The 24,148-nt window shown below is 41.1% G+C and carries 28 protein-coding genes; all 28 read right to left on the bottom strand.

Annotated elements, in window-relative coordinates; all coding sequences use genetic code 11:
• Nucleotides 1-4: 4 nt before the first annotated feature.
• The 28 genes from A361_RS09835 to fliG all read right to left on the bottom strand — a co-directional run bounded on the left by A361_RS09835 (nucleotide 5) and on the right by fliG (nucleotide 24,140).
• Complete coding sequence (locus tag A361_RS09835) at nucleotides 5-760, bottom strand: FliA/WhiG family RNA polymerase sigma factor (RefSeq protein WP_019381774.1); 756 nt, start codon at nucleotides 758-760, stop codon at nucleotides 5-7.
• A gap of 210 nt (nucleotides 761-970) precedes the next feature.
• Entirely contained in the window at nucleotides 971-1,468 is a 498-nt protein-coding gene (locus A361_RS09830; RefSeq protein WP_009330734.1) for a chemotaxis protein CheD, read from the bottom strand.
• Nucleotides 1,461-2,102 carry a chemotaxis protein CheC gene (locus A361_RS09825; protein ID WP_009330735.1) on the bottom strand — a complete coding sequence of 214 codons (642 nt, stop codon included), beginning with the start codon at nucleotides 2,100-2,102 and terminating at the stop codon, nucleotides 1,461-1,463. Before A361_RS09825 ends, A361_RS09830 begins: the two co-directional genes overlap by 8 nt.
• On the bottom strand, nucleotides 2,099-2,575 hold the full coding sequence (locus tag A361_RS09820) for a chemotaxis protein CheW (protein WP_009330736.1): 477 nt from the start codon (nucleotides 2,573-2,575) through the stop codon (nucleotides 2,099-2,101). The genes A361_RS09825 and A361_RS09820 overlap by 4 nt, the downstream gene beginning before the upstream one ends.
• A gap of 32 nt (nucleotides 2,576-2,607) precedes the next feature.
• Nucleotides 2,608-4,644, bottom strand: coding sequence for a chemotaxis protein CheA (locus tag A361_RS09815; protein WP_019381773.1), 2,037 nt, complete (start codon nucleotides 4,642-4,644; stop codon nucleotides 2,608-2,610).
• 19 nt (nucleotides 4,645-4,663) lie between these two features.
• Complete coding sequence (locus A361_RS09810; RefSeq protein ID WP_019381772.1) at nucleotides 4,664-5,761, bottom strand: protein-glutamate methylesterase/protein-glutamine glutaminase; 1,098 nt, start codon at nucleotides 5,759-5,761, stop codon at nucleotides 4,664-4,666.
• 6 nt (nucleotides 5,762-5,767) lie between these two features.
• Complete coding sequence (locus tag A361_RS09805; protein WP_019381771.1) at nucleotides 5,768-6,640, bottom strand: MinD/ParA family protein; 873 nt, start codon at nucleotides 6,638-6,640, stop codon at nucleotides 5,768-5,770.
• The gene (gene flhF, locus A361_RS09800; protein ID WP_019381770.1) at nucleotides 6,637-7,785 is read right to left on the bottom strand and encodes a flagellar biosynthesis protein FlhF; all 1,149 of its coding nucleotides are present in this window, start codon (nucleotides 7,783-7,785) and stop codon (nucleotides 6,637-6,639) included. Before flhF ends, A361_RS09805 begins: the two co-directional genes overlap by 4 nt.
• A complete protein-coding gene (flhA, locus tag A361_RS09795) occupies nucleotides 7,782-9,818 on the bottom strand; it encodes a flagellar biosynthesis protein FlhA (RefSeq protein WP_009330741.1) in 2,037 nt (678 codons plus the stop codon). The genes flhF and flhA overlap by 4 nt, the downstream gene beginning before the upstream one ends.
• Nucleotides 9,819-10,010: 192 nt before the next feature.
• Nucleotides 10,011-11,096, bottom strand: coding sequence for a flagellar biosynthesis protein FlhB (gene flhB, locus A361_RS09790; protein ID WP_019381769.1), 1,086 nt, complete (start codon nucleotides 11,094-11,096; stop codon nucleotides 10,011-10,013).
• A 1-nt stretch (nucleotide 11,097) separates the two neighbouring features.
• A complete protein-coding gene (gene fliR, locus A361_RS09785) occupies nucleotides 11,098-11,874 on the bottom strand; it encodes a flagellar biosynthetic protein FliR (protein WP_019381768.1) in 777 nt (258 codons plus the stop codon).
• 4 nt (nucleotides 11,875-11,878) lie between these two features.
• Nucleotides 11,879-12,148, bottom strand: coding sequence for a flagellar biosynthesis protein FliQ (fliQ, locus tag A361_RS09780; RefSeq protein ID WP_009330744.1), 270 nt, complete (start codon nucleotides 12,146-12,148; stop codon nucleotides 11,879-11,881).
• A gap of 17 nt (nucleotides 12,149-12,165) precedes the next feature.
• Complete coding sequence (fliP, locus tag A361_RS09775) at nucleotides 12,166-12,831, bottom strand: flagellar type III secretion system pore protein FliP (protein WP_009330745.1); 666 nt, start codon at nucleotides 12,829-12,831, stop codon at nucleotides 12,166-12,168.
• The gene (locus A361_RS09770; protein WP_019381767.1) at nucleotides 12,824-13,510 is read right to left on the bottom strand and encodes a flagellar biosynthetic protein FliO; all 687 of its coding nucleotides are present in this window, start codon (nucleotides 13,508-13,510) and stop codon (nucleotides 12,824-12,826) included. The genes fliP and A361_RS09770 overlap by 8 nt, the downstream gene beginning before the upstream one ends.
• 26 nt (nucleotides 13,511-13,536) lie before the next feature.
• Nucleotides 13,537-13,899 (bottom strand): response regulator, encoded by a 363-nt coding sequence (locus tag A361_RS09765; RefSeq protein ID WP_009330747.1) that lies wholly within the window; start codon nucleotides 13,897-13,899, stop codon nucleotides 13,537-13,539.
• Between the two features lie 18 nt (nucleotides 13,900-13,917).
• Nucleotides 13,918-15,216: a flagellar motor switch phosphatase FliY gene (fliY, locus tag A361_RS09760; protein ID WP_009330748.1), complete on the bottom strand. Its 1,299-nt coding sequence runs from the start codon at nucleotides 15,214-15,216 to the stop codon at nucleotides 13,918-13,920.
• A complete protein-coding gene (gene fliM, locus A361_RS09755; protein ID WP_009330749.1) occupies nucleotides 15,206-16,204 on the bottom strand; it encodes a flagellar motor switch protein FliM in 999 nt (332 codons plus the stop codon). Before fliM ends, fliY begins: the two co-directional genes overlap by 11 nt.
• Before the next feature lie 40 nt (nucleotides 16,205-16,244).
• Nucleotides 16,245-16,673 carry a flagellar basal body-associated protein FliL gene (fliL, locus tag A361_RS09750; protein WP_019381766.1) on the bottom strand — a complete coding sequence of 143 codons (429 nt, stop codon included), beginning with the start codon at nucleotides 16,671-16,673 and terminating at the stop codon, nucleotides 16,245-16,247.
• Nucleotides 16,660-16,884 (bottom strand): flagellar FlbD family protein, encoded by a 225-nt coding sequence (locus tag A361_RS09745; protein WP_009330751.1) that lies wholly within the window; start codon nucleotides 16,882-16,884, stop codon nucleotides 16,660-16,662. The genes fliL and A361_RS09745 overlap by 14 nt, the downstream gene beginning before the upstream one ends.
• Before the next feature lie 54 nt (nucleotides 16,885-16,938).
• The gene (gene flgG, locus A361_RS09740) at nucleotides 16,939-17,745 is read right to left on the bottom strand and encodes a flagellar basal body rod protein FlgG (RefSeq protein WP_009330752.1); all 807 of its coding nucleotides are present in this window, start codon (nucleotides 17,743-17,745) and stop codon (nucleotides 16,939-16,941) included.
• A 77-nt stretch (nucleotides 17,746-17,822) separates the two neighbouring features.
• Nucleotides 17,823-18,212, bottom strand: coding sequence for a TIGR02530 family flagellar biosynthesis protein (locus A361_RS09735; RefSeq protein ID WP_019381765.1), 390 nt, complete (start codon nucleotides 18,210-18,212; stop codon nucleotides 17,823-17,825).
• Between the two features lie 14 nt (nucleotides 18,213-18,226).
• Nucleotides 18,227-18,679, bottom strand: a complete 453-nt coding sequence (flgD, locus tag A361_RS09730) for a flagellar hook assembly protein FlgD (RefSeq protein WP_009330754.1) — start codon at nucleotides 18,677-18,679, stop codon at nucleotides 18,227-18,229.
• A 12-nt stretch (nucleotides 18,680-18,691) separates the two neighbouring features.
• Nucleotides 18,692-19,945 carry a flagellar hook-length control protein FliK gene (locus A361_RS09725; protein WP_019381764.1) on the bottom strand — a complete coding sequence of 418 codons (1,254 nt, stop codon included), beginning with the start codon at nucleotides 19,943-19,945 and terminating at the stop codon, nucleotides 18,692-18,694.
• A 29-nt stretch (nucleotides 19,946-19,974) separates the two neighbouring features.
• Nucleotides 19,975-20,586, bottom strand: a complete 612-nt coding sequence (locus tag A361_RS09720; RefSeq protein ID WP_009330756.1) for a MotE family protein — start codon at nucleotides 20,584-20,586, stop codon at nucleotides 19,975-19,977.
• Between the two features lie 8 nt (nucleotides 20,587-20,594).
• A complete protein-coding gene (fliJ, locus tag A361_RS09715; protein ID WP_009330757.1) occupies nucleotides 20,595-21,038 on the bottom strand; it encodes a flagellar export protein FliJ in 444 nt (147 codons plus the stop codon).
• Between the two features lie 3 nt (nucleotides 21,039-21,041).
• Nucleotides 21,042-22,358, bottom strand: a complete 1,317-nt coding sequence (fliI, locus tag A361_RS09710) for a flagellar protein export ATPase FliI (RefSeq protein WP_009330758.1) — start codon at nucleotides 22,356-22,358, stop codon at nucleotides 21,042-21,044.
• Nucleotides 22,355-23,140 carry a flagellar assembly protein FliH gene (gene fliH / locus A361_RS09705; protein ID WP_009330759.1) on the bottom strand — a complete coding sequence of 262 codons (786 nt, stop codon included), beginning with the start codon at nucleotides 23,138-23,140 and terminating at the stop codon, nucleotides 22,355-22,357. Before fliH ends, fliI begins: the two co-directional genes overlap by 4 nt.
• Nucleotides 23,124-24,140 carry a flagellar motor switch protein FliG gene (gene fliG / locus A361_RS09700; RefSeq protein WP_019381762.1) on the bottom strand — a complete coding sequence of 339 codons (1,017 nt, stop codon included), beginning with the start codon at nucleotides 24,138-24,140 and terminating at the stop codon, nucleotides 23,124-23,126. The genes fliH and fliG overlap by 17 nt, the downstream gene beginning before the upstream one ends.
• Between the last annotated feature and the right edge of the window lie 8 nt (nucleotides 24,141-24,148).

Raw genomic sequence — 24,148 nt, 5'->3', positions numbered from 1 at the left:
TAGATTATATTGCTTTTTCCAGCAGCTGCCTCAGCTTAAAAATTGACTTTGAATGAATTTGAGATATACGGGAGGTAGATAGGCCCATCACTTCGCCAATTTCTGTCAGTGTTAATTCCTCTTTATAAAATAAACTTAGCACCATCTGCTCTTTTTCATTTAATTGTAAGATTTTTTCAGCCATTTCTTCCAAAAGTTCATTCTTTAATACCTTTTCTTCTGGAATAATTGCTTTTTCATCCTTAATGGAGTAGCTGCCATCCTTTTCGTCAGCATCGGGCTGTTCATCAATTGAAAGGATGTTTGCGTAAAAATGTTCATTCATAACAGAATACACTTCATCTTCCTGCATCTCTGCTTCTTCAGCAATTTCATGCACAGTTGCATTGCGCAACAGCCGCTGCTCCAGCTTCTCAATGGCAGCATCTATTTTTTTCGCTTTATCCCTCGTACTTCGCGGAAGCCAATCTTCCTTCCTTAATCCATCCAGAATTGCACCGCGAATGCGAAAAGAAGCATATGTATCAAATTTCAAATCTCTTGCAGGATCAAATTTTTCCAGAGCGTCATATAACCCCATTAGCCCCAGGCTACGAATATCATCTCTTGAAACATTCTTCGGCAGGGTAGCGGATATCCGCTGTACATGATAGCTTACAAGAGGCAAATATTTTTTCACAAGAAAATTCCCCGCTTGAGCATCACGAGAGTCGACCCATTTAGCCCAGTATGTGCTTTCTTCGGTTATCAGGTCTGTCATGGCCATCCTCCTCAAACGTTTCCATTTCTATTAACTATTGTTAGTATATCAAAATGTTTCCTATAAAAATATTAACTTCAGCCTTCACCGCTCGCTTTTAACCCATAAAGAGGGGACGTGTTCTTCGGAGAGGTTATTGGAGAGATTTATAAAAAAGCCGGAAAAAAAAAGCTGATTCTCTAAAAACTGCACATAATTAAAAACAGGAACTTAAATAATCATTTGGCCTTTGTTTACAGTCCGAATCATCAATTCACCTGATTGAGGGTTGAATTCGATTGTTCTGCCGCTGTGGCCCCCAACATCTTCACCTAAAATGGCAATTTTCAAGAATGAAAGTTCCTGTTTTACTGCCTCTACGTTCCTGGGACCAATCCTCATTAAATCACTTCCGGAGGAGTACTTAAACATTTGGGCTCCACCGGCAATCTTCGCTTTTAATCCTGAAGGCCTTGCCCCGCCTTTCGCCAGAAGGCTCACTAAGTCCCTGATTGCAGTATCAGCATATTTAGCTGAATTAAAGCTTGCACCTTTGGCAAGAGAGGAGTCAGGCAGCATAATATGTGCAAGTCCGGCAATTTCTGCGCTAAGGTCATAAAGAACCACACCTACACAGGAACCAAGTCCTGATGTCCTGATTAAGCTGGGGGTTTTAACAATATTCATATCTGCGATGCCTACTTTTACAACTTCAAGAAGATTATTCATGATCCGGGACTCCCAAGGCCTTAAAAATGATTTGAAATGATTCAGGATCGGGAAGCAAAAAAAAGTGGCCATTTACAGCATCCGTATTTTGAAATTCTTCATTTAAAGCTGTATCAATTACAATCGCGTAATCGCTCAACTGTGAAATTTCCAGCAGCCCCGTGCCAATTATTGCTCCCACCATATCAATGCTCAGCATTGGCACAGAGGGGAAAAGTGATAGTTTGGTAAAATCAGATAAAGAAGATAAATAAGAGCCTGAGAGAATGTTTCCAAGCTCCTGCAGTGCCGATAGGGCAAGCTCATCATATGGCAATTCATCTGCACAGAAAGGTATGTTTCCAGGCAGTTCCCGAATGAAGATTTCAGCCTGTTCAAGAGGCAGTACAAAAAACATGCTGCCTGGGGCGTCTCCGTCTATCCTCAGAAACACCCCGGCCACTACATTGTCTGCCCCTCCAGCCATATCGATCATTTCATCAAAAGAAACAATTTTCACATCCGGCACAGACATATCAATTTTTTTATTGAGAAGCGTTGATAATGCAGTCGCCGCATGCCCAGCTCCAATATTCCCGATTTCTTTAAGAATATCCAATTTCAAGCTGCTGATATTCTTGTCTAGAAAACTCATCCCGCTATCCCTTGTCCATCATGGGCTGTCAACTCTTCAGGATTCAGGACTCTTTCCAAATCTATCAGAATAAATAATCGCTTATCGATTTTCGTTACACCTTTGATAAAATCGGCCTCTTCAGTACCGATTACCTCCGGCGGGGGTTCAATAGATTCAAGGTCCACATCAATGACATCATTTGCAGAATCTACAATCAGGCCAACTTCCATATCATCCAATACCGCGATAATTACTCGTGAATGCTCATTATATTCAGCCTCTTCCAGATTAAATCTGCTTCTGAGACTAATAATCGGCGTTACAACCCCCCGTAAATTGATTACTCCTTTTACAAAGCCTGCTGTTCGTGGAACCCGGGTTATATGCTCAACCTTTTCAATTGAACGCACCTGATTCACCGGAATTGCATACTCTTTCTCTTTCAGCTGGAATACAATCAATTTTAAATCTGCGGCTGCCGTTTCACTCATCCTGTTCACTCCTTTATAAACGTCAATCTTAATTATTTAATCAATGCATTGCAGTCCACTATCAGGGCGACCTGTCCATCACCTAAAATGGTTGCACCGGAAATGGCAAATACGCTGGTTAAGTAGTTTCCAAGGGATTTTAAAACCACTTCCTGCTGTCCAATAAAGGAATCTACAACAAGCCCTGCCATCTTTTCCCCTTTTCTGACGATGACAACGGAAATGAATTCTTCTTCATGATTCTCAGATGGCACTTCAAAGATTTCCTTCAAAGATAGGAGCGGAACCACTTTTCCTCTGAAATCAATCACCTTTTGATTATGCGCACTTAAGATGTCTTCTTTTCTGATAATAGCTGTTTCAATAATAGACGATAGAGGGATTGCATATTTTTCCTTCTCAATCTCAACGAGCATGACTGAAATAATGGATAAAGTTAATGGCAGCTGTATGGAGAAAATGGAACCCTGCCCCATTTTTGAATCAATTGAAACTGATCCTCCCAATGACTCGATTGTATTCTTTACAACATCAAGCCCCACACCCCGTCCGGAAACATCTGAGATTTTATCCGCAGTCGAGAAGCCAGAAGCAAAAATCAGTTCATAAGCCTGTTTGTCCGTTAGAGCAGAAGCTGTTTGCTCTGTAATGATGCCGTTTTTCAGTGCTTTCTTTATAACCTTATCTTTGTTTATACCTGCACCATCGTCCTCTATTTCAATGAACACATGATTGCCGCTGTGATATGCCTTTAATACGACATTTCCTTCTTCACTCTTTCCGTTTTCTTTGCGGACTTCCGGCGTTTCAACCCCATGGTCCAGTGCATTTCGAATTAAATGAACAAGCGGATCGCCAATTTCATCAATAACAGTCCGGTCTAGTTCGGTTTCTGCCCCGACTATTTCGAGATTGATCTTTTTATTTAAATCTCTTGCCAATTGTCTGACCATTCTTGGGAAACGATTAAATACCGTTTCTATTGGGACCATGCGCATATTCAGAATAATATTCTGAAGGTCTCCTGAGATCCTTGACATATGCTCAACCGTTTCATGCAGTTCCTGATTGTTTAATTCCTTGGATATTTGTTCAAGCCGTCCCCTGTCAATCACCAATTCTTCAAACAAATTCATAAGGATATCCAATCTCTCGATATTTACCCTAATCGTTTTATTGCTAACCTGCTTTACTGTTGGGGCTTTTTTGTCCTCTTTTGGCATATCTGAAGCAGCCTCTGCGGCCACTTCCGCGGCAGGCGGTGCAGCTTCTGCCTCTTTCAAAGCTTCCTGAGTGCTGTAGTTCTCCATAGATAGCCGCAGCACTTCAATTCTTTCCACTTCCGATACCTTCAAAAGTTTTTGACGGATATCTTCAGGCGTTTCTTTGGTAACAATTGTTACAGAAAATTCCTGATCAAATTGCTCTTCTTCAAGCTGCTCAACTGAAGGTGTGGCTTTGATCACTTCCCCGCTCTTCTCAAGTACTTCAAAAACCATAAATACTCTGGCGGCTTTCAGCAGACAATCTGCCCGCAATGCTATTGATATTTCATAGGATTCAAAGCCCTGCTCCTTGGATTGCTGAATAACTGTCCATTCAAAATCATCATATGTACTCTTGATCATTCCTTGCGGTTCTGCAATTGCTGCTGCCGTTTCGGCTCTTGCTGCAGACTGCACCGGACTTTCCCCTTTTTCGATCAGCATTAATTTTTCTACAGCTTCGGAAACATCCCTTTTGCCGTCACCGCCTTCTGCAATTGACTGGACCATTGCTTCAAGATCATCAACAGCCAGAAAAACGACATCCAGAATTTCAGCATTCACTTTTATTTTCTGATTTCTGATTGCATCAAGCACATTTTCCATTTGATGGGTTAGATTTGCGAGATCTTCATACCCCATAGTGGCTGACATGCCTTTTAGCGTATGCGCTGATCTGAAGATCTCATTAACTATTTTGATATCCTCAGGATTTTTCTCTAATTCCAGAAGCTGCTCATTGCACGCCTGCAAATGCTCCTTGCTTTCTTCAATAAATACCTCTAAATATTGATTCATCTCCATGTGCCTGCACCCCTCGGCTTTAAACAAATTTCAATATGGATTCTGCTATATGTTCAATATTCTGCACATCATCTGCCAGACCGGATTCAATCACTGCTCTTGGCATTCCAAATACTATCGATGTTTCTTTTGATTCAGCAATAGCCTTTACTTCACCGTTTTTCTTCATTTCCATCAGGCCATTTTTTCCATCTGCACCCATTCCTGTCATGATGACAGCAATTTTTTGAATCCCTTTGATTTCACCTAAGGACTCAAACATCACATCAACTGAAGGCCTGTGTCCGTTCCTTGGCGGTGAATCATCCAGATGGATAACAAGATCCTTGCCTAATCTTGCAGCTGTCAGATGAAAGCCTCCTGGAGCTATATATGCCGTGCCGTTCTGAAGAATATCACCATCCTCGGCTTCCTTTACCGATAAATCTGATAAACCATTAAGTCTGCTGGCCAGCGATTTCGTAAATCCGGCAGGCATATGCTGAACAATGAGTACCGGCGCATTCAGATTTCCAGGGAGGTCACACAGCACTTTTTGAAGAGCCCGCGGTCCGCCTGTGGAAGTACCTATGCAAATTAACTTTCTGAGATTCGAACTCGATACGGAAGAAGAACGGCCGATCTGCATAAATTGACATGGTTCTATTTTACTAAATTTTTGCTGTAATACAGCAGTTTTTTTTCCTTTAGCCGGAAATTTAACCAGCCCTTTCATATTTGCATTGCTCGCCTGCACTATTTTTTCTGTTAATTCAGTTTTTATTTTATGCAGGTCCAGTGAAATGGGACCTGATGGCTTGGCAATAAAATCTACTGCACCATATTCCATAGCTGTGAAGGTGTTTTCAGCACCTTCCTTCGTGGTGCTTGAAAGCATCACTACAGGGACCGGCATGGTCTTCATAATAATTTTTAGAGCTTCCAGGCCATTTAGAACCGGCATTTCAACATCCATGGTTACTACATCAGGATTTAATTCTTTTATCTTCCTTAGTCCCTCTTCCCCATTTCTGGCTGTCCCGACAACTTGAATTCTGTCATCTTCAGAAAGGAAATCCCCAATCAGTTTTCTCATAAAGGCTGAATCATCTACTACAAGCACTTTGACTGTCTTCATGCTGGTTCACCCCCTATTAAAAAGAAATTCTTTCAGTTTTGATATAAATTGGACAGAATGGTGTTCACCAGTATGTCCGATAGGCCTGCCGCCAACTTTCTCAGTCATATTCCGAATTGCTTTTGAAGCAGCTGAATTCCCTTGATGCAAAATGAAAGGGATTTGCCGTTTAACAGCCTGCTGTACGCTGCGATCATCCGGAATGATTCCTAAGAGGTCAGCCTTTCTCCCTAAAAATCTTGATAAGACAGCTGAAATCCTCTTATACGTTTCCTTCCCTTCTCTCTCTCCTTCAGATCGATTAATGACCAAATGAAATGGGATTGTCCCATCCAAAAGATGTATATGTTTCATTACAGAGTATGCATCAGTGATAGACGTTGGTTCAGGTGTCGTAATAACTGCAATTTCCTGGACCGAGAGTATGAACTTAGCCGATTCCTCTGTAATGCCTGCACCCATATCAAAGATGATATAATCATAGTTTTGGATGAGATCAGCAAGTTCGGCTGTGAATCTTGAAATTTGCCCAGCATCCAGTTTCACAAAATGCGAAAGGCCAGTCCCTCCGCCAATATAGTCAAGTCCAAAAGGACCCTCAGAAATAATATTTTTCAATGGGATATTCTTTTCTAAAAAGTCAGCAATCGAATATTTAGCCGACCTTCCCATTAGAATTTCAAGATTCCCCATACCAATATCCAAATCGAATAACAATACCCTGTGGCCAGTTCTGCATAGGGAAATGGAAAAATTTAATGAGAAATTGGATTTGCCTACTCCCCCTTTTCCGCTTACAACTGCTATTGTTTTAACTTGATGATTTCGGCTGTCTTCTTCTTTCAGCCTGGTTCTTAGCCTTTCTGCCTGATCGTTCATTTCTTATTCCCCATTAGTTGTTTTACAATAGCCTCTGGCCCTGCCATCAGAATATCATCAGGAACATCCTGTCCATTTGTAATATACGCGGCACCTTTTTTATATTTATGAATTATGTTGTACATGGAACCATAAGTTGACGTTTCATCTGCCTTTGTAAAGATAAGCTTATCAATGTCTATAATTGAAAATTGATTATAGATCTCTTCCATATCCTTTTGTTTCGAGGTTAGTGAAAGCACTAAAAAGGTTTCCATTTCATTTTCAAAATCAATGACATTCTTTAAATCTTCTACATACTGTTTGTTTCTGAAATTCCGCCCTGCTGTATCAATTAAAACCACGTCAAATTCTTTCAGTTTATCGGCAGCCTGTCTGAAATCTTCTATTGTATAGCAAACTTCCAAAGGCATGTTCAGGATACTTGCATAGGTTTTTAATTGATCGATCGCTGCTATCCTGTAAGTGTCGGCTGTGATAAATGCAGCCTTTTTTCTATGTTTAATAACACACTCTGCTGCCATTTTCGCCAATGTAGTGGTTTTTCCAACTCCTGTTGGGCCTGCTACATTGATATATTTTTTGCTGAAAGAAATCCCTTCGAATGGAATATCCTCTATTTGCTTTATAAGTTCTTCGTGCAGCCAGGCCTCTATTTCAGAATCCTTAGCATTCGCACCGCGCAGGTACCATTTTTCCAGCAATGCTTGAAGAACATGATCCTGAACGGACTTATCAATTTCCTGTTCATCAAGAATGAACTGGGCTTTTCTTATCGCTTCGGGATGAACAGGAATTGCCTGGTTTGAACTGGCCAAAGAGGACATCATCTGTTTCAGGCTGCTTATCTCCCTAATCAGCTCATCTGAAGTTTTCAAGCTGGAAAATTGAGCATCTTCTGTATTCCCCTTGTAATCGTCTGAATGATCTTGGACAGCTGCCGGCTTTACCGAAGGCTTTTGTTCTGATTCCTGATTTGCATCCAGCGCGGCCATTACTTCAATATTCCTTTTTTTAAAAAAGCCCAGAACTCCGCCGGTATATACTACTCTTGAATTTAGAATTACAGCATCCTTGCCTAGCTCCGTCCGGATTTGTTTCATCGCATCAGGCATCGATGCTGCCATAAACTTTTTTACCTTCAATCAATATTCACCACCCCGACACTCTGAACTTCCGCATTTGCTTCCAGTTCGTTATAGGAAAGAATCGGTATTTGCGGAAAATACCTTTCTGTTAATTGCCTGACGTACATTCTGACTGCTGGAGAACAAAGGACAATTGGCGTCTGCTCCATCAGTGAAAGCTGTTCCACCTGCGAAGCAATGGATTCCAGGATATTCTGCGATACTGTTGGGTCCATGGATAAATAATTGCCATGCTCTGTCTGCTGAACACCTTCTGCAACCAATTTCTCGACTTTCCCTGATAGGGTTACGACTTTTATGGAGTCACCCTGCTGTGAAAACTGGTTAGTAATTTGTCTGGCCAAAGCCTGACGGGCATACTCGGTAAGCAGGTCTGTATCACTTGTAGATTTTGCGAAATCAGCAAGTGTTTCAAAAATAACCGGCAAATTCCGGATTGAAACGTTTTCCCTTAATAATTTCGCAAGCACCTTTTGAACTTCCCCCACTGACAATGGGTTTGGGGTCACCTCTTCAACAAGGATTGGATAGCTTTCCTTGACATGGTCAATCAGCTGTTTTGTTTCCTGGCGGCCTAATAGCTCATGGGCATTGCTTTTTATTACTTCTGTAATATGAGTAGAAACAACAGATGGAGGGTCAACGACTGTATAGCCAAATATTTCTGCCTGCTCTTTCATTTCTTCTGTTATCCATTTTGCCGGCAGACCAAATGATGGCTCAATCGTATCAATACCTTCTATGCTATCATCTTCAATACCAGGACTCATGGCTAAATAATGATCGAGCAGAAGCTCGCCGCGTGCCATTTCATTTCCTTTTATCTTCAGCCTATATTCATTCGGCTGCAGCTGAATATTGTCACGTATCCTTACCACAGGTATGACAAGTCCCAATTCGATCGCCAGCTGTCTCCTGATCATAACAATCCTGTCCAGAAGGTCACCGCCCTGATTCGTATCGGCAAGAGGAATCAGCCCATAGCCAAACTCGAATTCAATTGGATCTACATTTAAAAGATTAACCACACTCTCAGGACTTTTCATTTCATCGGTTTCAATTTCTTCTTCCATCTCCAGCAATTGTTCCTTATCAGGCTGGGGAGTCTTTGCAATCGTGTAACCTCCGAAAATCATTAAGCCGCCAATCGGCAAAGTTAGCACTAGCCCTATTGGTGTCAGTAAACCTAAAAGAATAATAGTACCGCCAGTAACATATAACATTTTCGGATAAGCAAACAGCTGGGAAGTAATATCTTTACCAATATTTCCATCAGATGCTGCCCTTGTAACCACAATACCTGTTGCAGTGGAAATTAACAGTGCCGGGATTTGGCTGACAATTCCGTCACCAACCGTAAGCGTCGAATATTTCATGGCTGCCTCTCCAAACGGAAGCCCAAGCTGCATCATCCCGATGACCACTCCGAACAGAAGGTTTATTAGAGTTATGATGATCCCAGCAATGGCGTCACCTTTAACAAATTTGCTCGCACCATCCATTGAACCGTAAAAATCAGATTCACGGCTGATTTTTTCGCGGCGTTCCCGGGCTTCATGCTCTGAGATCATACCTGCATTCAAGTCTGCATCGATACTCATTTGTTTACCCGGCATTGCATCAAGTGTAAAACGCGCAGCTACTTCGGAGACCCTCTCAGATCCCTTCGTAATAACGATAAACTGGATAATGATGAGTATTAAGAAAACTACAAGACCAACAATGACGTTTCCTCCGGTTACGAAAGAGCCAAAAGTTTCAACAACTTTACCGGCTTCCCCTTCTGATAGAATGGATCTGGTCGTAGAAACATTTAACCCCAGCCTGAATAATGTCATTAACAATATTAACGAAGGAAAAATAGAAAATTCGAGCGCTTCCTTCATATTCATGGCTGTCAGCAAAACCATAAGTGCAAGCGCAATATTAATGATGATCAGTACACTTAAAAGCCATGGCGGAAAAGGTATAATAAGCATGGCTACTATTAAAATTACACTCATCAATACTGATAAGTCTCTTACTTGCATCGAAACTCTCTCCTTACAAGAAAAGCGCAAGCGCCTTGCTCACCCCCGACACCTCGAGGGGCTAGGCGCTGGAGCTAGACAGTTATCGCAGTTCAAAGATCAATACTTTCTTATTTTACAAAAAGCGGAAACGCCTTGGCAGCCATTCAACAGCTTCCTAAGACCAGCTATTTCTAATAAATATTTATCTGGTTAAATTTTGTTTTTGGTTCTGTACACATAAGCTAAAATCTCTGCAACAGCTTTAAAAAATTCTTCAGGGATGGCCTGGCCAATTTCCGCCTGGCTGTATAGAGCCCTTGCAAGCGGCCTGTTTTCAACAGCAATCACATCATGTTCCTTTGCGATTAATTTAATCTTTTGGGCAACAAAGTCAACACCTTTTGCCACTACGATGGGGGCATCACTCTTGGTTTCATCATAGCTCAGAGCTATCGCGAAATGAGTTGGATTGGTGATGACCACATCCGCTTTAGGAACTTCCTGCATCATCCTTCTCATCGCCATTTCCCTCTGCCTCTGCTTCATCTTGGATTTTATTAATGGATCCCCTTCAATATTTTTGTACTCATCTTTAATATCCTGTTTTGACATTCGGATGTTCTTTTCAAAATCATATTTTTGATATAGATAATCCAGGACGGATAAAAACAGGAGTGCCGCTGAAGCAATTAAACCCATTTGAACGGTCAGGCTGGCAAGTGTGGCCATCGCTGTTCCAACCGATTTTTGAGAAAGAATTAATATTTCATCTATCCTTAACCATAAAACAGCAAACGCAGCGACACCTACGAAAGCAATTTTGAGCATCGACTTCAGCAGCTCCACAATCGCTCTCATGGAAAAAATCCGCTTGAATCCTTTTATTGGATCCATTTTCTCCAATTTAGGCTGTATAGCTTCTGTTGAAAAAAGAGTGCCCACCTGCATAAAGTTTGCAGTAATCCCCGCCAGCATAGCAACCAGCATAATTGGACCTAAAAAAAGAACCAATTCTTTTAAGACATCGAGAAAGATTACCTGTATATTCGCCTCTGTCAGCGGCATCAACATATAATCATTAAATGAGTGCGTAAAAATATATAAGATGATATTCTTCAAATACGATCCCGCAAACAGCAGAAACAGAAACACTGCAAGAAGGACGATGGCTGTATTAACATCCTGGCTTTTTGCTACTTGTCCTTTTTTTCTGGAATCCTGCCTCTTTTTCGGTGTGGCTTTTTCTGTTTTTTCTCCGGAAAAAAGCTGAAGATCTAAAGAGAGCAATAACTTCATTCTATGACCCCCCCATAAGTTCCATGAGCCCTCTCATTGTCTGCAGCATCGTTTCAAACGCAAGGGAAACAGCATACATTAATACGCTCATAACAATGACTAGAACAATAAAACTAACGCCAATTTTCAAAGGAAGGCCGACGACAAAGACATTTAGCTGCGGAACTGTCCTGGCAACAATCCCTAATGCGACATCTACAAGAAATAGACTGCCGACAACAGGAATGGACATCTGAAAGGCAATAACGAACATTGTATTCAGGGCTTTTATGACATATTCAGCCATATCCTCATCTCCAAAAGAAATCCATGCCTGATCCAGAGGAATAAAATCGTAGCTGTAGAACACTCCATCAAGCATTAAATGATGCCCATTGACAGTTAATAGAAAAAAGAGCGCTATCGTATACAAATACTGTCCCATTAATGGACTTTGTGCGCCTGTTTGAGGATCAATCACATTTGCAATGGCAAAACCCATCTGGAAATCAATGAATCCCCCCGCAATTTGAATCGCAGAAAGAATCAAATACGCTATAAATCCGACCATCAGCCCTACTAATGCTTCTTTAATTATTAAAAGAAAATATGTGCCGTCAATTTCTAGCATTGGCACATCCATTCCCAGGAACATTATCCATGCCAGAAAGAAGCCAAGGCCAATTTTATGTGCGGCCGGGATGGATCTGTATGAAAAAAGGGGCATCATTAAAAAGAAAGATGTCACCCTTACAAAAATAAGTAAAAAGGCAGGAAAAGAAGGCAGAAAATCTAACATGTCATCAGCCAACAAACCTGGTCAAATTAGAAAATATTTCATTTGCATAAGAGAGCATATGACTAAGCATCCATGGCCCAAAGAAAACAACACCTACAAGGACCGCTACAATCTTAGGAATAAATGCCAGAGTTTGTTCCTGAATTTGTGTTGTTGCCTGAAAGATACTGACAACCAAGCCTACTACTAGAGCCAGAATTAGCAAGGGACCGCAAATCATAAGTACGGTGATAATCCCTCTTTCTGCAATGGATATAACTGTTTCTGGAGTCATTCTGAATGTTCACCTGCTTAAAAGCTTTGTAAAAGGGATTTAACTACTAAATACCAGCCGTCTACAAGTACAAATAATAATATTTTAAACGGCAAAGAAATCATAACCGGAGGAAGCATCATCATCCCCATGGACATTAATACACTGGCTACAACCATGTCGATAACGAGAAATGGAATAAAAATCATAAAGCCAATTTGGAAAGCTGTTTTGATCTCACTTATGGCAAATGCCGGAACAAGACTTGTAAGCGGAATATCTTCAATGGAAGATGGCGCTTCCGCTCCGGAATATTGAAGAAATAAAGCCAAATCTTTCTGTCTTGTGTGGGCACTCATAAACTCTTTAAAAGGGATTGAAGCTTTTTCATAAGCTTCTTCCAGATTAATTTCTTCATTAAATAAAGGTGTTAAAGCCTGTTCGTTCACTTCTTGCATCGTCGGTGCCATTATAAAAAATGTCAGGAACAAGGACAAGCCGATTAAAACTTGATTCGGCGGCATTTGCTGAGTAGCCAGCGCCGTTCTGACAAAGGAAAGAACGATGATAATCCTTGTGAAGCACGTCATTAAAATTAGAATACTGGGCGCGAGAGAAAGTACCGTCAGCAATAAAAAAAGCTTCACAGATGTAGATACATTTTCAGGAGAACTGCTATTAAAAAACTCCATGAATTCATTCATCTTTCTTCTGGCCCTTTCTTTCTAACTCATCAAACAGTTTCTTTCTGCCCTTTTTGATATCGTCCAGCTGCATCCCGAGCAGCGAGCTGAAGTTTGGGCTGCTTTGCTTGCTTCCTTCTGTTTGCTGTGTTCTTTTCATCACCTTTGTCACAATATCGCTTGGACGGATAAGCTGTTCCAGTTTGTCATTATGCTCTTTGATGATTTGACTGTATTCTTCCGAATCGTCTATTTCTTTTAACAGCTGAATATTTTCTCCTACCCCTACTACAAAAATGCGATTCCCCACTTTTATCAGCTGAACTGATCTGTTCGCACCCAAAGCTGTACCCCCGAGGTTTTCAACTAACTGCGACCTGTTATATACCTTACTTTTTTTGTTAATGAACTTTAGAAGAGCGTACAAAAGTCCGATAGTAAAGCCTGTTGCTAAAATCATCTTTATAAAGTCCCAAAAAGTAAGACCAATTTTGCCGCTTTTATCCTGCTGAATCTGCCCTTCGTCTGTCTTTAAATCTTTTGATTCCTTTGTTTCCTGCTTCTCGCATTCCTTAGGATTTTCCATACATTCTTTAACACTATTATTCAATTGCTCTGCCTGGGCCAGCGGCTGCAAGCCCAGCAGAACAATTGAAAACAACAGCAGCAAAGAAATCACTTTCTTTACATTCAACACCATTTTGCACCCTCTAAAAAGAATAATCACTAGCCCAAAGTTTTGCCGATTGCCTCAAGCACTCTATCAGCCTGGAAAGGTTTTACGATAAAATCCTTGGCGCCAGCCTGAATGGCATCTATGACCATTGCCTGCTGGCCCATAGCAGAACACATAATGACTTTTGCACTCGGGTTTAATTTTTTGATTTCTTTTAGAGCTGTAATTCCATCCATTTCCGGCATGGTAATATCCATTGTGACAAGATCAGGCTGAGTTTCCTTATATTTTTCAACTGCTTGTGCACCGTCAGCAGCTTCACCCACTATCTCATAGCCATTCTTGGATAAAATATCTTTTATCATCATTCGCATAAAAGCTGCATCATCAACTATTAAAATTTTATGTGCCATTTTAATAACCCCCGCTTATCATCTTAGTTTTTTTATTCGGTCGCTCTGGCTGATAATATCTGTAACCCTCACACCAAAGTTTTCATCAATGACAACCACTTCACCCTGGGCGATTAATCGATTATTCACCAGAATGTCAACAGGTTCACCTGCCAGTTTATCCAGTTCAATAATCGATCCTGAAGACAGTTCAAGAATTTCCTTAACGGAACGTTTGGTCCTTCCAAGTTCGACCGTTACCTGAAGCGGTATATCCAAAAGCATATCTAAATTCTTTGTTTCATGATCCTGCATGTGGTATGGTTCAAAGCTCGAAAAGGCTGCCGGCTGCACATTCGGCTGTACTCCATTTGCATAAGAGCCTCCGAAATGCTGTGGACCGGATTGCTGAGCCTGGTTTTGAGCCGGTATATAGTTTTGAGGGCTTGATGCCTGATTCATAACCGGCTGTGAATATGCCGGCTGCTCTCCGGAAAAACCTGTTTGAGTGTAAGACTTGTCTAATCCGCCTGTTTGTACTTCAGGTTTCTTATCAAACGGAAGCTGGCTTTCCTGATAATCGGGCTGTCCTTGCGCTGCTTGATTCTCTCCTGAAACAGCGCTATCTGCCGGAAGATCCTGACCCGGATTCAATAATTCATTTACTAGGCTTTTGCCAAATTCCAGAGGAAGCAGCTGCATAATATTCGAGTCGATCAGACTTCCTATTTTTAGTCGGAATGAAATCCTTATAAGCATGTCATCAGCAGGAACCCGATCAGCCCCTTCTCCCTGCGGCAAATCAAGTATATCAATTGCCGGCGGTGAAATATCAACCTTTTTTCCAAAGATGGTTGACATCGAAGTTGCTGCAGAACCCATCATCTGGTTCATTGCCTCCTGAACCGCGCTTAACTGAATTTCACCCATGAGTTCAGCCGGGTTGGTTCCATCTCCCCCAAGCATCAAGTCAGCAATGATGGCTGCATCCGATTGCTGAATTACAAGCAGGTTGCTTCCGAAGAAACCTTCCGTATAATTCACTTGAATTGCTACATAAGGATGCGGGAATTCCTCAGCTAATTTCTGACGCAAAACAACTGAAACAGCTGGAGTTGTGATATCAACTTTCTGATTCAATAATGTAGACAATGCTGTTGCAGAGCTCCCAAATGAGATATTGCCGATTTCCCCTAACGCATCCTGCTCCATATGGGACAGATAATCTTCAGTTTGAAAAAATGCCTCATTATAACTTTCTGTTTCATCGCTGTCGTCAGCTGCTCCCCTTAATAGAGCATCAATTTCATCTTGCGAAAGCATATCATCACTCATCATCCTCATCTCCCCCTTTCACAGTGTCTAAAATTTGCACGGCCATTTTTTTATTCATTTTCCCAGGCTGTCCGATGAATTTAGGAATATTACCGACTTTTATTATGAGCGCCTGGTCAATTCCCTGATTTAACTCAATGACATCACCAATATCAAGAGATAAGAAATCCTGAATGGCTATGTCAGAACTGCCGAGTTCACATATGACTGGAACTTCCGCCTTATGAATATTTCGTTCTAGCCGGGCAATGACCTCCGGCTCCCTTTCCTTTTTGTCCGTCTGCATCCAATAATGTACAGACAGCTTTGGAATAATGGGCTCGAGAACGACGTGAGGTATACATATATTAATCATCCCGCTTGTTTCCCCGATAGTCGTGTTTAATGAAATAACGACGACTGTTTCATTTGGAGAGACCATTTGCAGAAATTGCGGATTCACCTCAAAATCAGCCAAAAGCGGATCAATATCCGCGATTGTGCTCCAGGCTTCCCTTAGGTTTTCAAATGCCCTTTCAAATGTAGCAGACATGATTTTTGTTTCAATTTCTGTTAAATTGTCAACCTTATTTATGCTTGTCCCCCTGCCGCCCATCAGTCTGTCCATCATGGCATAGGCGACATTTGGATTCACTTCCATAAGAATTCTTCCATCCAGAGGCGGCACTTCAATTACATTAAGTATTGTCATTTTCGGGATGGACCGGATAAATTCCTCATATGGTATCTGATCCGCAGAAGCAACCGATATCTGCACATAGGTCCTCAGCTGGGCAGAAAAAAAGGTGGTTAAGAGCCTGGCAAAATTCTCATGTATTCTTGTTAAGCTGCGAATCTGATCTTTAGAGAATCTTAATGCTCTCTTAAAATCATAAACTTTTACTTTTTTCTCTGTTTGTTCTTTTTTCAGCTCATCTGCATCCATTTCTCCTGTAGAGAGAGCGGAAAGCAGTGCATCAATCTCGCTTTGCGATAAAACCTCACCTGACATGAATCCTCACCTCCATCTATTGCAGTTAGTTATTTGGTTATCACTGGAGGAGAGATTCAGTAATGTACACCTGAACGATCTTTCCTTCTTGCATTAAACCGTTAATCTTAGTTTTCAAATCTTCCTGCAGCTTGATTTGGCCTTCTTTTCCCTGTATATCCTCTGCTTTCATTTCAGACAATTCCTGAATGATGAGGTTTTTCACCTGAAAATCTCTTTTCTGCAATTCCTCTTTAGCTTTTTTGTTTTCAGTCTGGATTTTAAAGGAAATCCTTATATAATCATCACTCGCTAAATTGGCTGTAATTTGCGGGATATCAACAGAGGCTTCCAGTACATCATCAATGGTCGGCTCTTTTGTTTCATCCTCACCCGAAAATTTCATCACAATCACCAGAGCAATAGCTCCTACAAGTGTGATCGCTACAAGCATCATCAACATTATCATTAACAGCTTATTGTTCTTCATTTTCATTTCCCTCCGCCAGCTGCTGCCCCAGAAGATTAACAGATTGATAGAATCCTAGTATCGATTGCATGACTTGATCTTCAGATTCCTTTACAACATACTTCTTTCCATTTGTGAGCGTTATCGTCGTATCTGGAAAAGATTCCACTGTTTCTATGTACAAAGCATTTAATATAAAAGTTTTGCCGTTCAGACGAGATACTTTAATCAATGTTTATTCTCAGGGCTAAAGATTCTTTGCCTTCAGCCCTGACCCTCCTTTAGATTATCGTTTTAAATTAACAAGCTCCTGCAGAATTTCATCTGATGTTGTAATAATGCGAGTATTTGCCTGGAACCCGCGCTGAGCTGTAATCATTTCAGTGAATTCTTCTGAAAGGTCTACGTTGGACATTTCCAGGGTTCCGGAAACGAGTATTCCTGCACCGTCTTCTCCTGGGGTTAATGGGACTGCATCACCTGAGTTTACAGTGTCCTTATATAGATTGTCTCCAATTTTTTCAAGACCGCCATTATTATTAAAGCGTGCTATTCCAATTGGTCCGGCAGCCTGCAATGTATCGTTACCATCTATTAAGAAGTTTATAGTTCCGTCATTCGATATACTTAAGCTTTTAATTACGGTAGCATCCCCTCCATTTAATTGGATAGCTGCCCCATCAGCTCCTTTTATTTTATCTCCTGATGCCGTAACAAGGTTTGCATCATCATCAAGATACAAATTTCCAGCGCGGGTATAATAGGTGTTATTCCCTCGCTGAACCATCAAGTAGCCATCACCTTGAATCCCTATATCCAATACACGGCCAGTGGTTTGCAGGCTCCCCTGTGTATCAATTGTATCTATAGATGATAATTGCGAACCAAGACCTACCTGCTTAGGATTGATACCGCCCGAATTTTCTCCGCTTCCTGTTGCACCTGAAATAGTCTGACTCACCATATCTTTAAAATTCACGCGACCTTTTTTATATCCAAATGTATTAACATTCGCAATATTATTCCCAATAACATCCAGCTTCGTCTGAAAGTTTTTCATCCCGCTTATACCTGAATACATTGAACGTAGCATTAATTTTTGCTCCTCTCTTTAATGCTGCTTCTGTCAGTCGGCAGCATAGGCTTCCTTAAAAGGTCCAGCCCTTATTTTTATTGATCCAGAATTATGGTTCCGTCAATATTAGTGAATATTTGTGTTCGAGTTTCCTTACGATCCATCGCAGTGATTACTTTATTATTCTTAGCACTGACTACAAGTGCTGCGTTATCGAGCAATACCAAGGATTCTTTAACACCCATTGCCTTGGCTTCCTTTACCTTTTCTTCAATTTGCTTCCACCGCTCTGCACTTATATGTATACCTCTCTGTTCAAGTCGCTGCTTTGCATGTTTGCTGACAATTAAATCGCCCTCAGTCTGCAAGGCTGTTTGGAGGTGGTCAGAGAATTTATTATGTGATTGCTTAGAAGTTTGAACAGCATTCCCCTTTGGTGTTATTACCGGCTGGGTGTGGATCGGACGAAAAATAAGTTTATCCACCCACTCACTTCCTTTTATTCATTTAGTTGAGAAATATTTGCAGGTTCAAGCTTTGTTCCATCATCCAAAATAAATACTGCTGTATTATTCTTATACTGGATAGAAACTACTCTTCCAGTTCCCTCTTCAATAATTGGCTCCTCGTTTGGTTCACTTGATTCAGTCAATTTATGCCAGGTGACATTTTTGCCTAAAAAGTTATTGTAAGTCATTAGCTGGTTCTGTTCCTGAAAAGCCACTAACTTCTCCATCGTCTTATTCATATTAGTCATCTGCTCCAATGATGAAAAGGTTGCCATCTGTGCAATAAAGTCCTTGTCCTGCATAGGGTTCATTGGATCCTGGTTTTGCAGCTGTGTCATTAGAATTTTTAGAAAATCATCTTTGCCTAATATATCTGATCCCGTTTTTCGGGTTTGGCTTTGGTAGTTTGATAGCATTAGGGAAGAATCTATTGTGTTTGCCAATTACTATCACTCCTATGCTTCTGTATTAAGAAGTGCTTCTTCAAAAGAGCTGTTAAATTCGCTCTCAGGCTGCAGATCATTCTCATCCTTGTTCTGCTGCTGCCTCTGTTCCTGCTGCTGGGGGTCCCTGTTAAAGGAGCGATCCTGCTGCGTCATTTGCTGAGAGATTTCAATTCTCTCAATCTGAATGTTTTGTGAACTGAAGGCCTGCTTTAGACCATTAATATGTGAATCAAGAATTTCTTTGGCGGAGCCAGTTGATGTAAGTATCCTGGCAATCATTGCAGAGTCCTTTTGAATAAGCTCTATGCGCAGCGCTCCAAGATGTTCAGGATTCAGCTTGATAAATAACTTTTGTGTTCCTCCCGTTTTGAGAAAGCTGCTCTTGGATAATATGTTTTCAAATTGCTGCATAAGCTGATCTGGACTTACTGTCCTTCCCTGCGGATTCAGCAGAGCCATCTGTTCCGGTTTTGAAAATGATTGGACCTGAACGAATCCCTGCAAAGCAGTTTCCGGTCTGATAATGATTTTATAGGCTCCCTTACCCAAATTTTCATTAGCAGAGCTATTTTGTTGTTTTGCAGTGTTTAATTCGTTTGCAAGCGGGGTAAAAACCTTTTGTATCATACTGCCTTTATCAACAGAAGTACTGTTTATTAACCCATCAATTTTTACTTGGACATGATTTAGAAATTCCTTCAGATTGATTTTGCTGCTGAAAAAATCCTTCTTTGCAGATAGAATATCAAACAATTTCAAAGCTTTTAATGCTCCGCTAAAATCTTTTCCCTGCAGGATCATGCCTTCTTTCTGATCAAAATTTGAGATTGCTGAAATTAATAATTGGATTTTGCTGACACCATCTAAATCTTCTACAGAATATACATCTTCAAGCTTTACACCCGGCAGAACCTGGTCCATAAAACCCTCCAGCATCTGCACCAATTCTTCCTGTGAAAGATTTAGCTGCTCTGAAATGACCACTATAATGTCAGATTCTGTTTGCAGGGAAATCTTCTCCAAAAGCCCACTTCCGTTTTCTAATTCGGTGATCTCACTCACTTTAAGAAACTCCATTAATTCTTTTAACTGTTCGATCTTCTCCTCATCAGCTGCTGCAGGTAAGCTTTCTGCTTGCGGTTTGGCAGTTCCGGTTAAAGAAAAGAAAAGACTCCCAAAACCAGTGCTGCTCATATCTTGAAGAGATCTTTTATCTTCCGATGAATATTGTGCCTGAATAAATCCTAATCCTCCGATTTGCACTTAAATTCACCTCCTCTCAAGACTTTTTGTTAATTATTCGAACCGCTTTTTTCTTTGGCAGCGGTCAGGAGTGCTGTATACCGTGCTGCATCCTCCGGGTTCATCTTCTCCATAATGGCAGCCAGCGTGTCAGAATTAACATTTGATAATATTTTTACAGCTTCTTCATCCTTCATCTCTGTTAAAATGGGTGCTGCTTTTTTAGCGGAAATATTTTCATAGGTCTTTACGATATCTTTAAATGCTCGCTTGTTTTCTTCCTTTATTGCCGTAAGCTCGTTGATTTCTTCTTCCAGCCTCTGCTTTTCGAGCCCTGCTCTTTCTAATTCCAGGTCTTTGCTGTCAAGCTGGCTTTCCAGTTGAGATATCCTTGCTTCTCGATCCTTAACTTCTGCCTGCAGTCCGATGAGCTCCTCCTCCATCACTTCCTGTGAATGGGATTTCTTGTCATCAAAAACGGAAGCTAAAAATGGCACCTTTTGGCTATATTCTCTGGCTGTTTCAAAAATATTGTTTCCTGATAATGTAAAAACCAGCAGGGCTACAGTTATTCCAAAAAGGATCGGAATCAAGAAAACGAATATAAACCATTGAAACCTGCTTGTTTTGGGTGTCTCTTGTTCTTCTGGCATTCTTTCCATTTAACCACCTAATTTCCTCGATTCATATACAGCTGAATCGAGATATCATCCATTTGCCTTCCTTCTGCTTGTTTCATGCTTTCCAAAAAGCCAGTTAAATCTTTTTCCTGCATTTTTTCATATTTCTTTACTTCAATATTCTTTTCCATTAGTTTTTCCTGCTGGAAATTCATTTGGGTTCGCGCATTGGCGACCATTTTTTGATAATGGTCAATGGTTTTTTCAAGGCTGCTCACAAAATGCTGGTGATGCCTGATTTCCTGAACCGGAAGACCTTCAGCCAGTCTTGATTGCTGATATTCCTCCAGATCCTCTTTCTTTTTCAGAAGATCGTACAGTTTCCTGGCAGTTTCTTCAAATCGTTTGACAGCCTGATTGTATACATCAAACGCCTGATCTTTTTCTCTTTCTTTTATCTTCAAGATTTTATTGAACTTAAATTGATACTGCAATTTTTATTCCCCTTTTCCAGCTAATCCTTTTAATTGGCCAATGCTTTCCAAGATAGAAATTTTTTCATTCGTTTCTTGTTTCAAGAAAGAGATAATCGAAGGATATAATCGAATGGCTTCGTCTATTTCCATCGATGATCCGCGCTTGTAGGCTCCAATATTAATCAAATCCTCTGCATTTATATATGTGCTAAGCAGTTCCCTTACTTTTTCTGCTGATTTAATATGGGAGGCATCTGCAATATGGTTCATAACCCGGCTTACACTTTTCAGGACATTAATAGCCGGATATTGCCCTTTGTTCGCTAACGCCCGATCCAGAACAAAGTGTCCATCCAGGATTCCCCTGACTGTATCAGCGATTGGTTCATTCATGTCGTCACCGTCGACCAATACGGTATAAAATGCAGTTATAGAGCCATATTCATTTGTTCCTGTTCTTTCAAGCAGTTTAGGAAGAACAGCGAAAACCGAAGGTGTATATCCTTTTGTTGTTGGCGGTTCACCGACTGCGAGGCCGACTTCACGCTGCGCCATAGCCACCCTGGTTACTGAATCCATCATTAACATGACATTTAAGCCTTTGTCCCTGAAATACTCAGCAATTGCTGTGGCAGTGTATGCACCTTTAATTCTCATGAGTGCCGGCTGGTCTGACGTAGCTGCCACCACGATGGACCTTTTTAATCCTTCCGGGCCGAGATCCCTCTCAATAAACTCCCTAACCTCTCTGCCCCTCTCACCAATAAGTGCTATCACATTTAAATCTGCATTAGTATTGCGGGCTATCATTCCAAGAAGTGTACTTTTTCCGACACCGCTTCCGGCAAATATCCCGACCCGCTGCCCGTTTCCAACTGTCAGCATGCTATCGATCATCCTTACTCCTACTTCAATAGGTTCAGAGATTGGCGGTCTTTTCAAAGGATTAGGAGGCGTTTGTTCGGTTAGTACTGGCGTTAAACCCTTTGGCAAATTCCCCCCATCAAGAGGCTGTCCCAGTGAGTCTATTGCCTTTCCTATAAGAGCAGGACCAATTTTCACCTCAAGAGGTCTCGAGGTTGTCTCGACAAGAGAGCCTGGTGAAATATCCTGTACGTCTGTATAAGGCATAAGAATCACATTCTCATTCTTGAAACCGACTACTTCAGCCTGGATCCTTCTTGTCCGTCCTTTGCCAATATGAATAATGCATACATCCCCTATTGAACTTTCCGGACCTTGAGACTCAATCATCAAACCGACTACTCTTTTTACTCTGCCAAAACGCTTAAAGCTATCAATTTTATCCACCTCGTGGATCAGCTGTTCAAGTTTCAATTGAGTTCACTCTCCAGCATCTCAAAGAGTTTTCTTTTTATTTCTTCTAACTGGCTGTCAACACTGGCCTCAATTCGTCCATTTGCTGATTCAATAATGCAGCTTGTGTTGCTTAGTTCCTCATTTGGATATATATATAAATCTGTCTCTTTTGGAAATACCCTGGTTAGTTCATCCTTATGGGATAGAATCATATCATAATGCATAGGGTGTACATGGAGCTGAATCTCAGTGTATTCTCTCGCTTCCTTTATTGCTCTTTTTACAATGGAAAGGAATTTGTCACTATTTTGTTCAAGAACTTCTCCAAGAATTCTTTCTGCAACCTTTAACCCCAAATTTAGAATGGTCTGTTCTGATGATTCGATATGCTGCTGATAATCATGTTTGGCTGAGTTTACAACTTCTCTTGCCATATGAATCAGTTCGCTGTATTCCCGGAGACCGCTTTGTCTGCCTTCATCAGCTCCAGCAGCAAATCCCTCAGAGCGGGCTTCCTCAAGAACCTTTTGTTTTTCCTTTTCTAGCGCTCCTAGCTGCTCCTCAATTTGCCGTGTCATATTTTCTGAATCTACTCTCGCAGTATTCACAATCCTTTCAGCTTCCTCACGGGCACTTTTCAGCATGGCCTGAAGTTCTTCGTCAGTTCTAACCGCGTTTTGCTCCATTGCATCAGCAATTTGATTTGAATTGCTTTGCAGAAGTCTAATAGAAATGACTTTCTTTTCTTCTTTCGGCACTGCGGAAGAATATGATTTAATAAGCCTAGACAATAATATCATCCCCTCCGCCGCGAGCGACGATGATCTCTCCTGATTCTTCTAGTCTTCGGATAATGCCGACTATTCTTGATTGAGCTTCCTCAACATCTCTTAATCTTACAGGACCCATATATTCCATCTCGTCCTTAAAGGTTTCAACCATTCTGGATGACATATTTTTAAAGACGATTTCCTTAACTTCATCACTGGACACCTTCAATGAAAGCATGAGGTCCTCACTTTCACAGTCGCGGATAACACGCTGGATGGCGCGGCTATCAAGCGTTACGATGTCCTCAAATACAAACATTCTCTTCTTAATTTCCTCAGCAAGCTCTGGATCCTGAATCTCCAGTGCATCCAGAATAGTCCTTTCTGTCGCCCGGTCAACCCCATTAAGAACATCGACAACTGATTCAATTCCGCCAGTCTGAGTATAATCCTGTGTTACAGTAGAAGACAGCTTTCTCTCGAGAATCTGTTCAACTTCATTGATAATTTCCGGAGATGTACTATCCATAACGGCAATCCTTCTTGCAATATCCGCCTGCATTTCCTGCGGCAGCTCTGACAGGATTTGCCCGGCCTGCGCTGGATCCAGATAGGACAAGATCAATGAGATTGTTTGCGGATGTTCATTTTGTATGAAATTCAAAATTTGTGCCGGATCTGCCTTTCTGGCAAAATCGAATGGCCTTACCTGAAGGGAAGACGTCAATCTGTTAATAATGGCTGAAGCCTGCTCGGTGCCAAGTGCTTTCTCGAGAACTGTTTTCGCATAACCAATACCGCCCTGAGAGATATAGTCCTGTGCCAGTGCAATTTGATGGAATTCTTCAAGTATTTCTTCTTTAGCAAACGAATCAACTTTTCTGACCCCGGAGATTTCCAGTGTAAGCTTCTCAATTTCATCCTCGCTTAAATGTTTATAAACAGAGGATGCAACATCAGGACCAAGTGAAATAAGAAGAATTGCCGCTTTTTGTTTACCTGTTAGTTCTCTTTGCTCTTTTTTTGGCATTTTTCATC

This window comes from Cytobacillus oceanisediminis 2691 (assembly GCF_000294775.2).
Classification (GTDB): Bacteria; Bacillota; Bacilli; order Bacillales; family Cytobacillaceae; genus Cytobacillus; species Cytobacillus pseudoceanisediminis.
Note: the sequence above shows the minus strand (reverse complement) of the source record. Positions and strands in the feature narration are given on the sequence as shown.

Bases quoted from the DNA above. Each gene is read 5' to 3' on its own strand.
- flhB (WP_019381769.1), bottom strand. From the start codon at position 11,096: ATGAAGTTATTGCTCTCTTTAGATCTTCAGCTTTTTTCCGGAGAAAAA.
- fliP (WP_009330745.1), bottom strand. From the start codon at position 12,831: ATGAATGAATTCATGGAGTTTTTTAATAGCAGTTCTCCTGAAAATGTA.
- A361_RS09820 (WP_009330736.1), bottom strand. From the start codon at position 2,575: ATGAGTGAAACGGCAGCCGCAGATTTAAAATTGATTGTATTCCAGCTG.
- A361_RS09815 (WP_019381773.1), bottom strand. From the start codon at position 4,644: ATGGAGATGAATCAATATTTAGAGGTATTTATTGAAGAAAGCAAGGAG.
- A361_RS09765 (WP_009330747.1), bottom strand. From the start codon at position 13,899: ATGGCACATAAAATTTTAATAGTTGATGATGCAGCTTTTATGCGAATG.
- A361_RS09835 (WP_019381774.1), bottom strand. From the start codon at position 760: ATGACAGACCTGATAACCGAAGAAAGCACATACTGGGCTAAATGGGTC.
- A361_RS09720 (WP_009330756.1), bottom strand. From the start codon at position 20,586: ATGGAAAGAATGCCAGAAGAACAAGAGACACCCAAAACAAGCAGGTTT.
- fliQ (WP_009330744.1), bottom strand. From the start codon at position 12,148: ATGACTCCAGAAACAGTTATATCCATTGCAGAAAGAGGGATTATCACC.
- fliL (WP_019381766.1), bottom strand. From the start codon at position 16,673: ATGAAGAACAATAAGCTGTTAATGATAATGTTGATGATGCTTGTAGCG.
- A361_RS09805 (WP_019381771.1), bottom strand. From the start codon at position 6,640: ATGAACGATCAGGCAGAAAGGCTAAGAACCAGGCTGAAAGAAGAAGAC.
- A361_RS09825 (WP_009330735.1), bottom strand. From the start codon at position 2,102: ATGAGTTTTCTAGACAAGAATATCAGCAGCTTGAAATTGGATATTCTT.
- fliR (WP_019381768.1), bottom strand. From the start codon at position 11,874: ATGTTAGATTTTCTGCCTTCTTTTCCTGCCTTTTTACTTATTTTTGTA.
- A361_RS09830 (WP_009330734.1), bottom strand. From the start codon at position 1,468: ATGAATAATCTTCTTGAAGTTGTAAAAGTAGGCATCGCAGATATGAAT.
- fliM (WP_009330749.1), bottom strand. From the start codon at position 16,204: ATGTCAGGTGAGGTTTTATCGCAAAGCGAGATTGATGCACTGCTTTCC.
- A361_RS09770 (WP_019381767.1), bottom strand. From the start codon at position 13,510: ATGGTGTTGAATGTAAAGAAAGTGATTTCTTTGCTGCTGTTGTTTTCA.
- A361_RS09810 (WP_019381772.1), bottom strand. From the start codon at position 5,761: ATGAAGACAGTCAAAGTGCTTGTAGTAGATGATTCAGCCTTTATGAGA.
- fliG (WP_019381762.1), bottom strand. From the start codon at position 24,140: ATGCCAAAAAAAGAGCAAAGAGAACTAACAGGTAAACAAAAAGCGGCA.
- flhA (WP_009330741.1), bottom strand. From the start codon at position 9,818: ATGCAAGTAAGAGACTTATCAGTATTGATGAGTGTAATTTTAATAGTA.
- fliY (WP_009330748.1), bottom strand. From the start codon at position 15,216: ATGATGAGTGATGATATGCTTTCGCAAGATGAAATTGATGCTCTATTA.
- flgG (WP_009330752.1), bottom strand. From the start codon at position 17,745: ATGCTACGTTCAATGTATTCAGGTATAAGCGGGATGAAAAACTTTCAG.
- fliH (WP_009330759.1), bottom strand. From the start codon at position 23,140: ATGATATTATTGTCTAGGCTTATTAAATCATATTCTTCCGCAGTGCCG.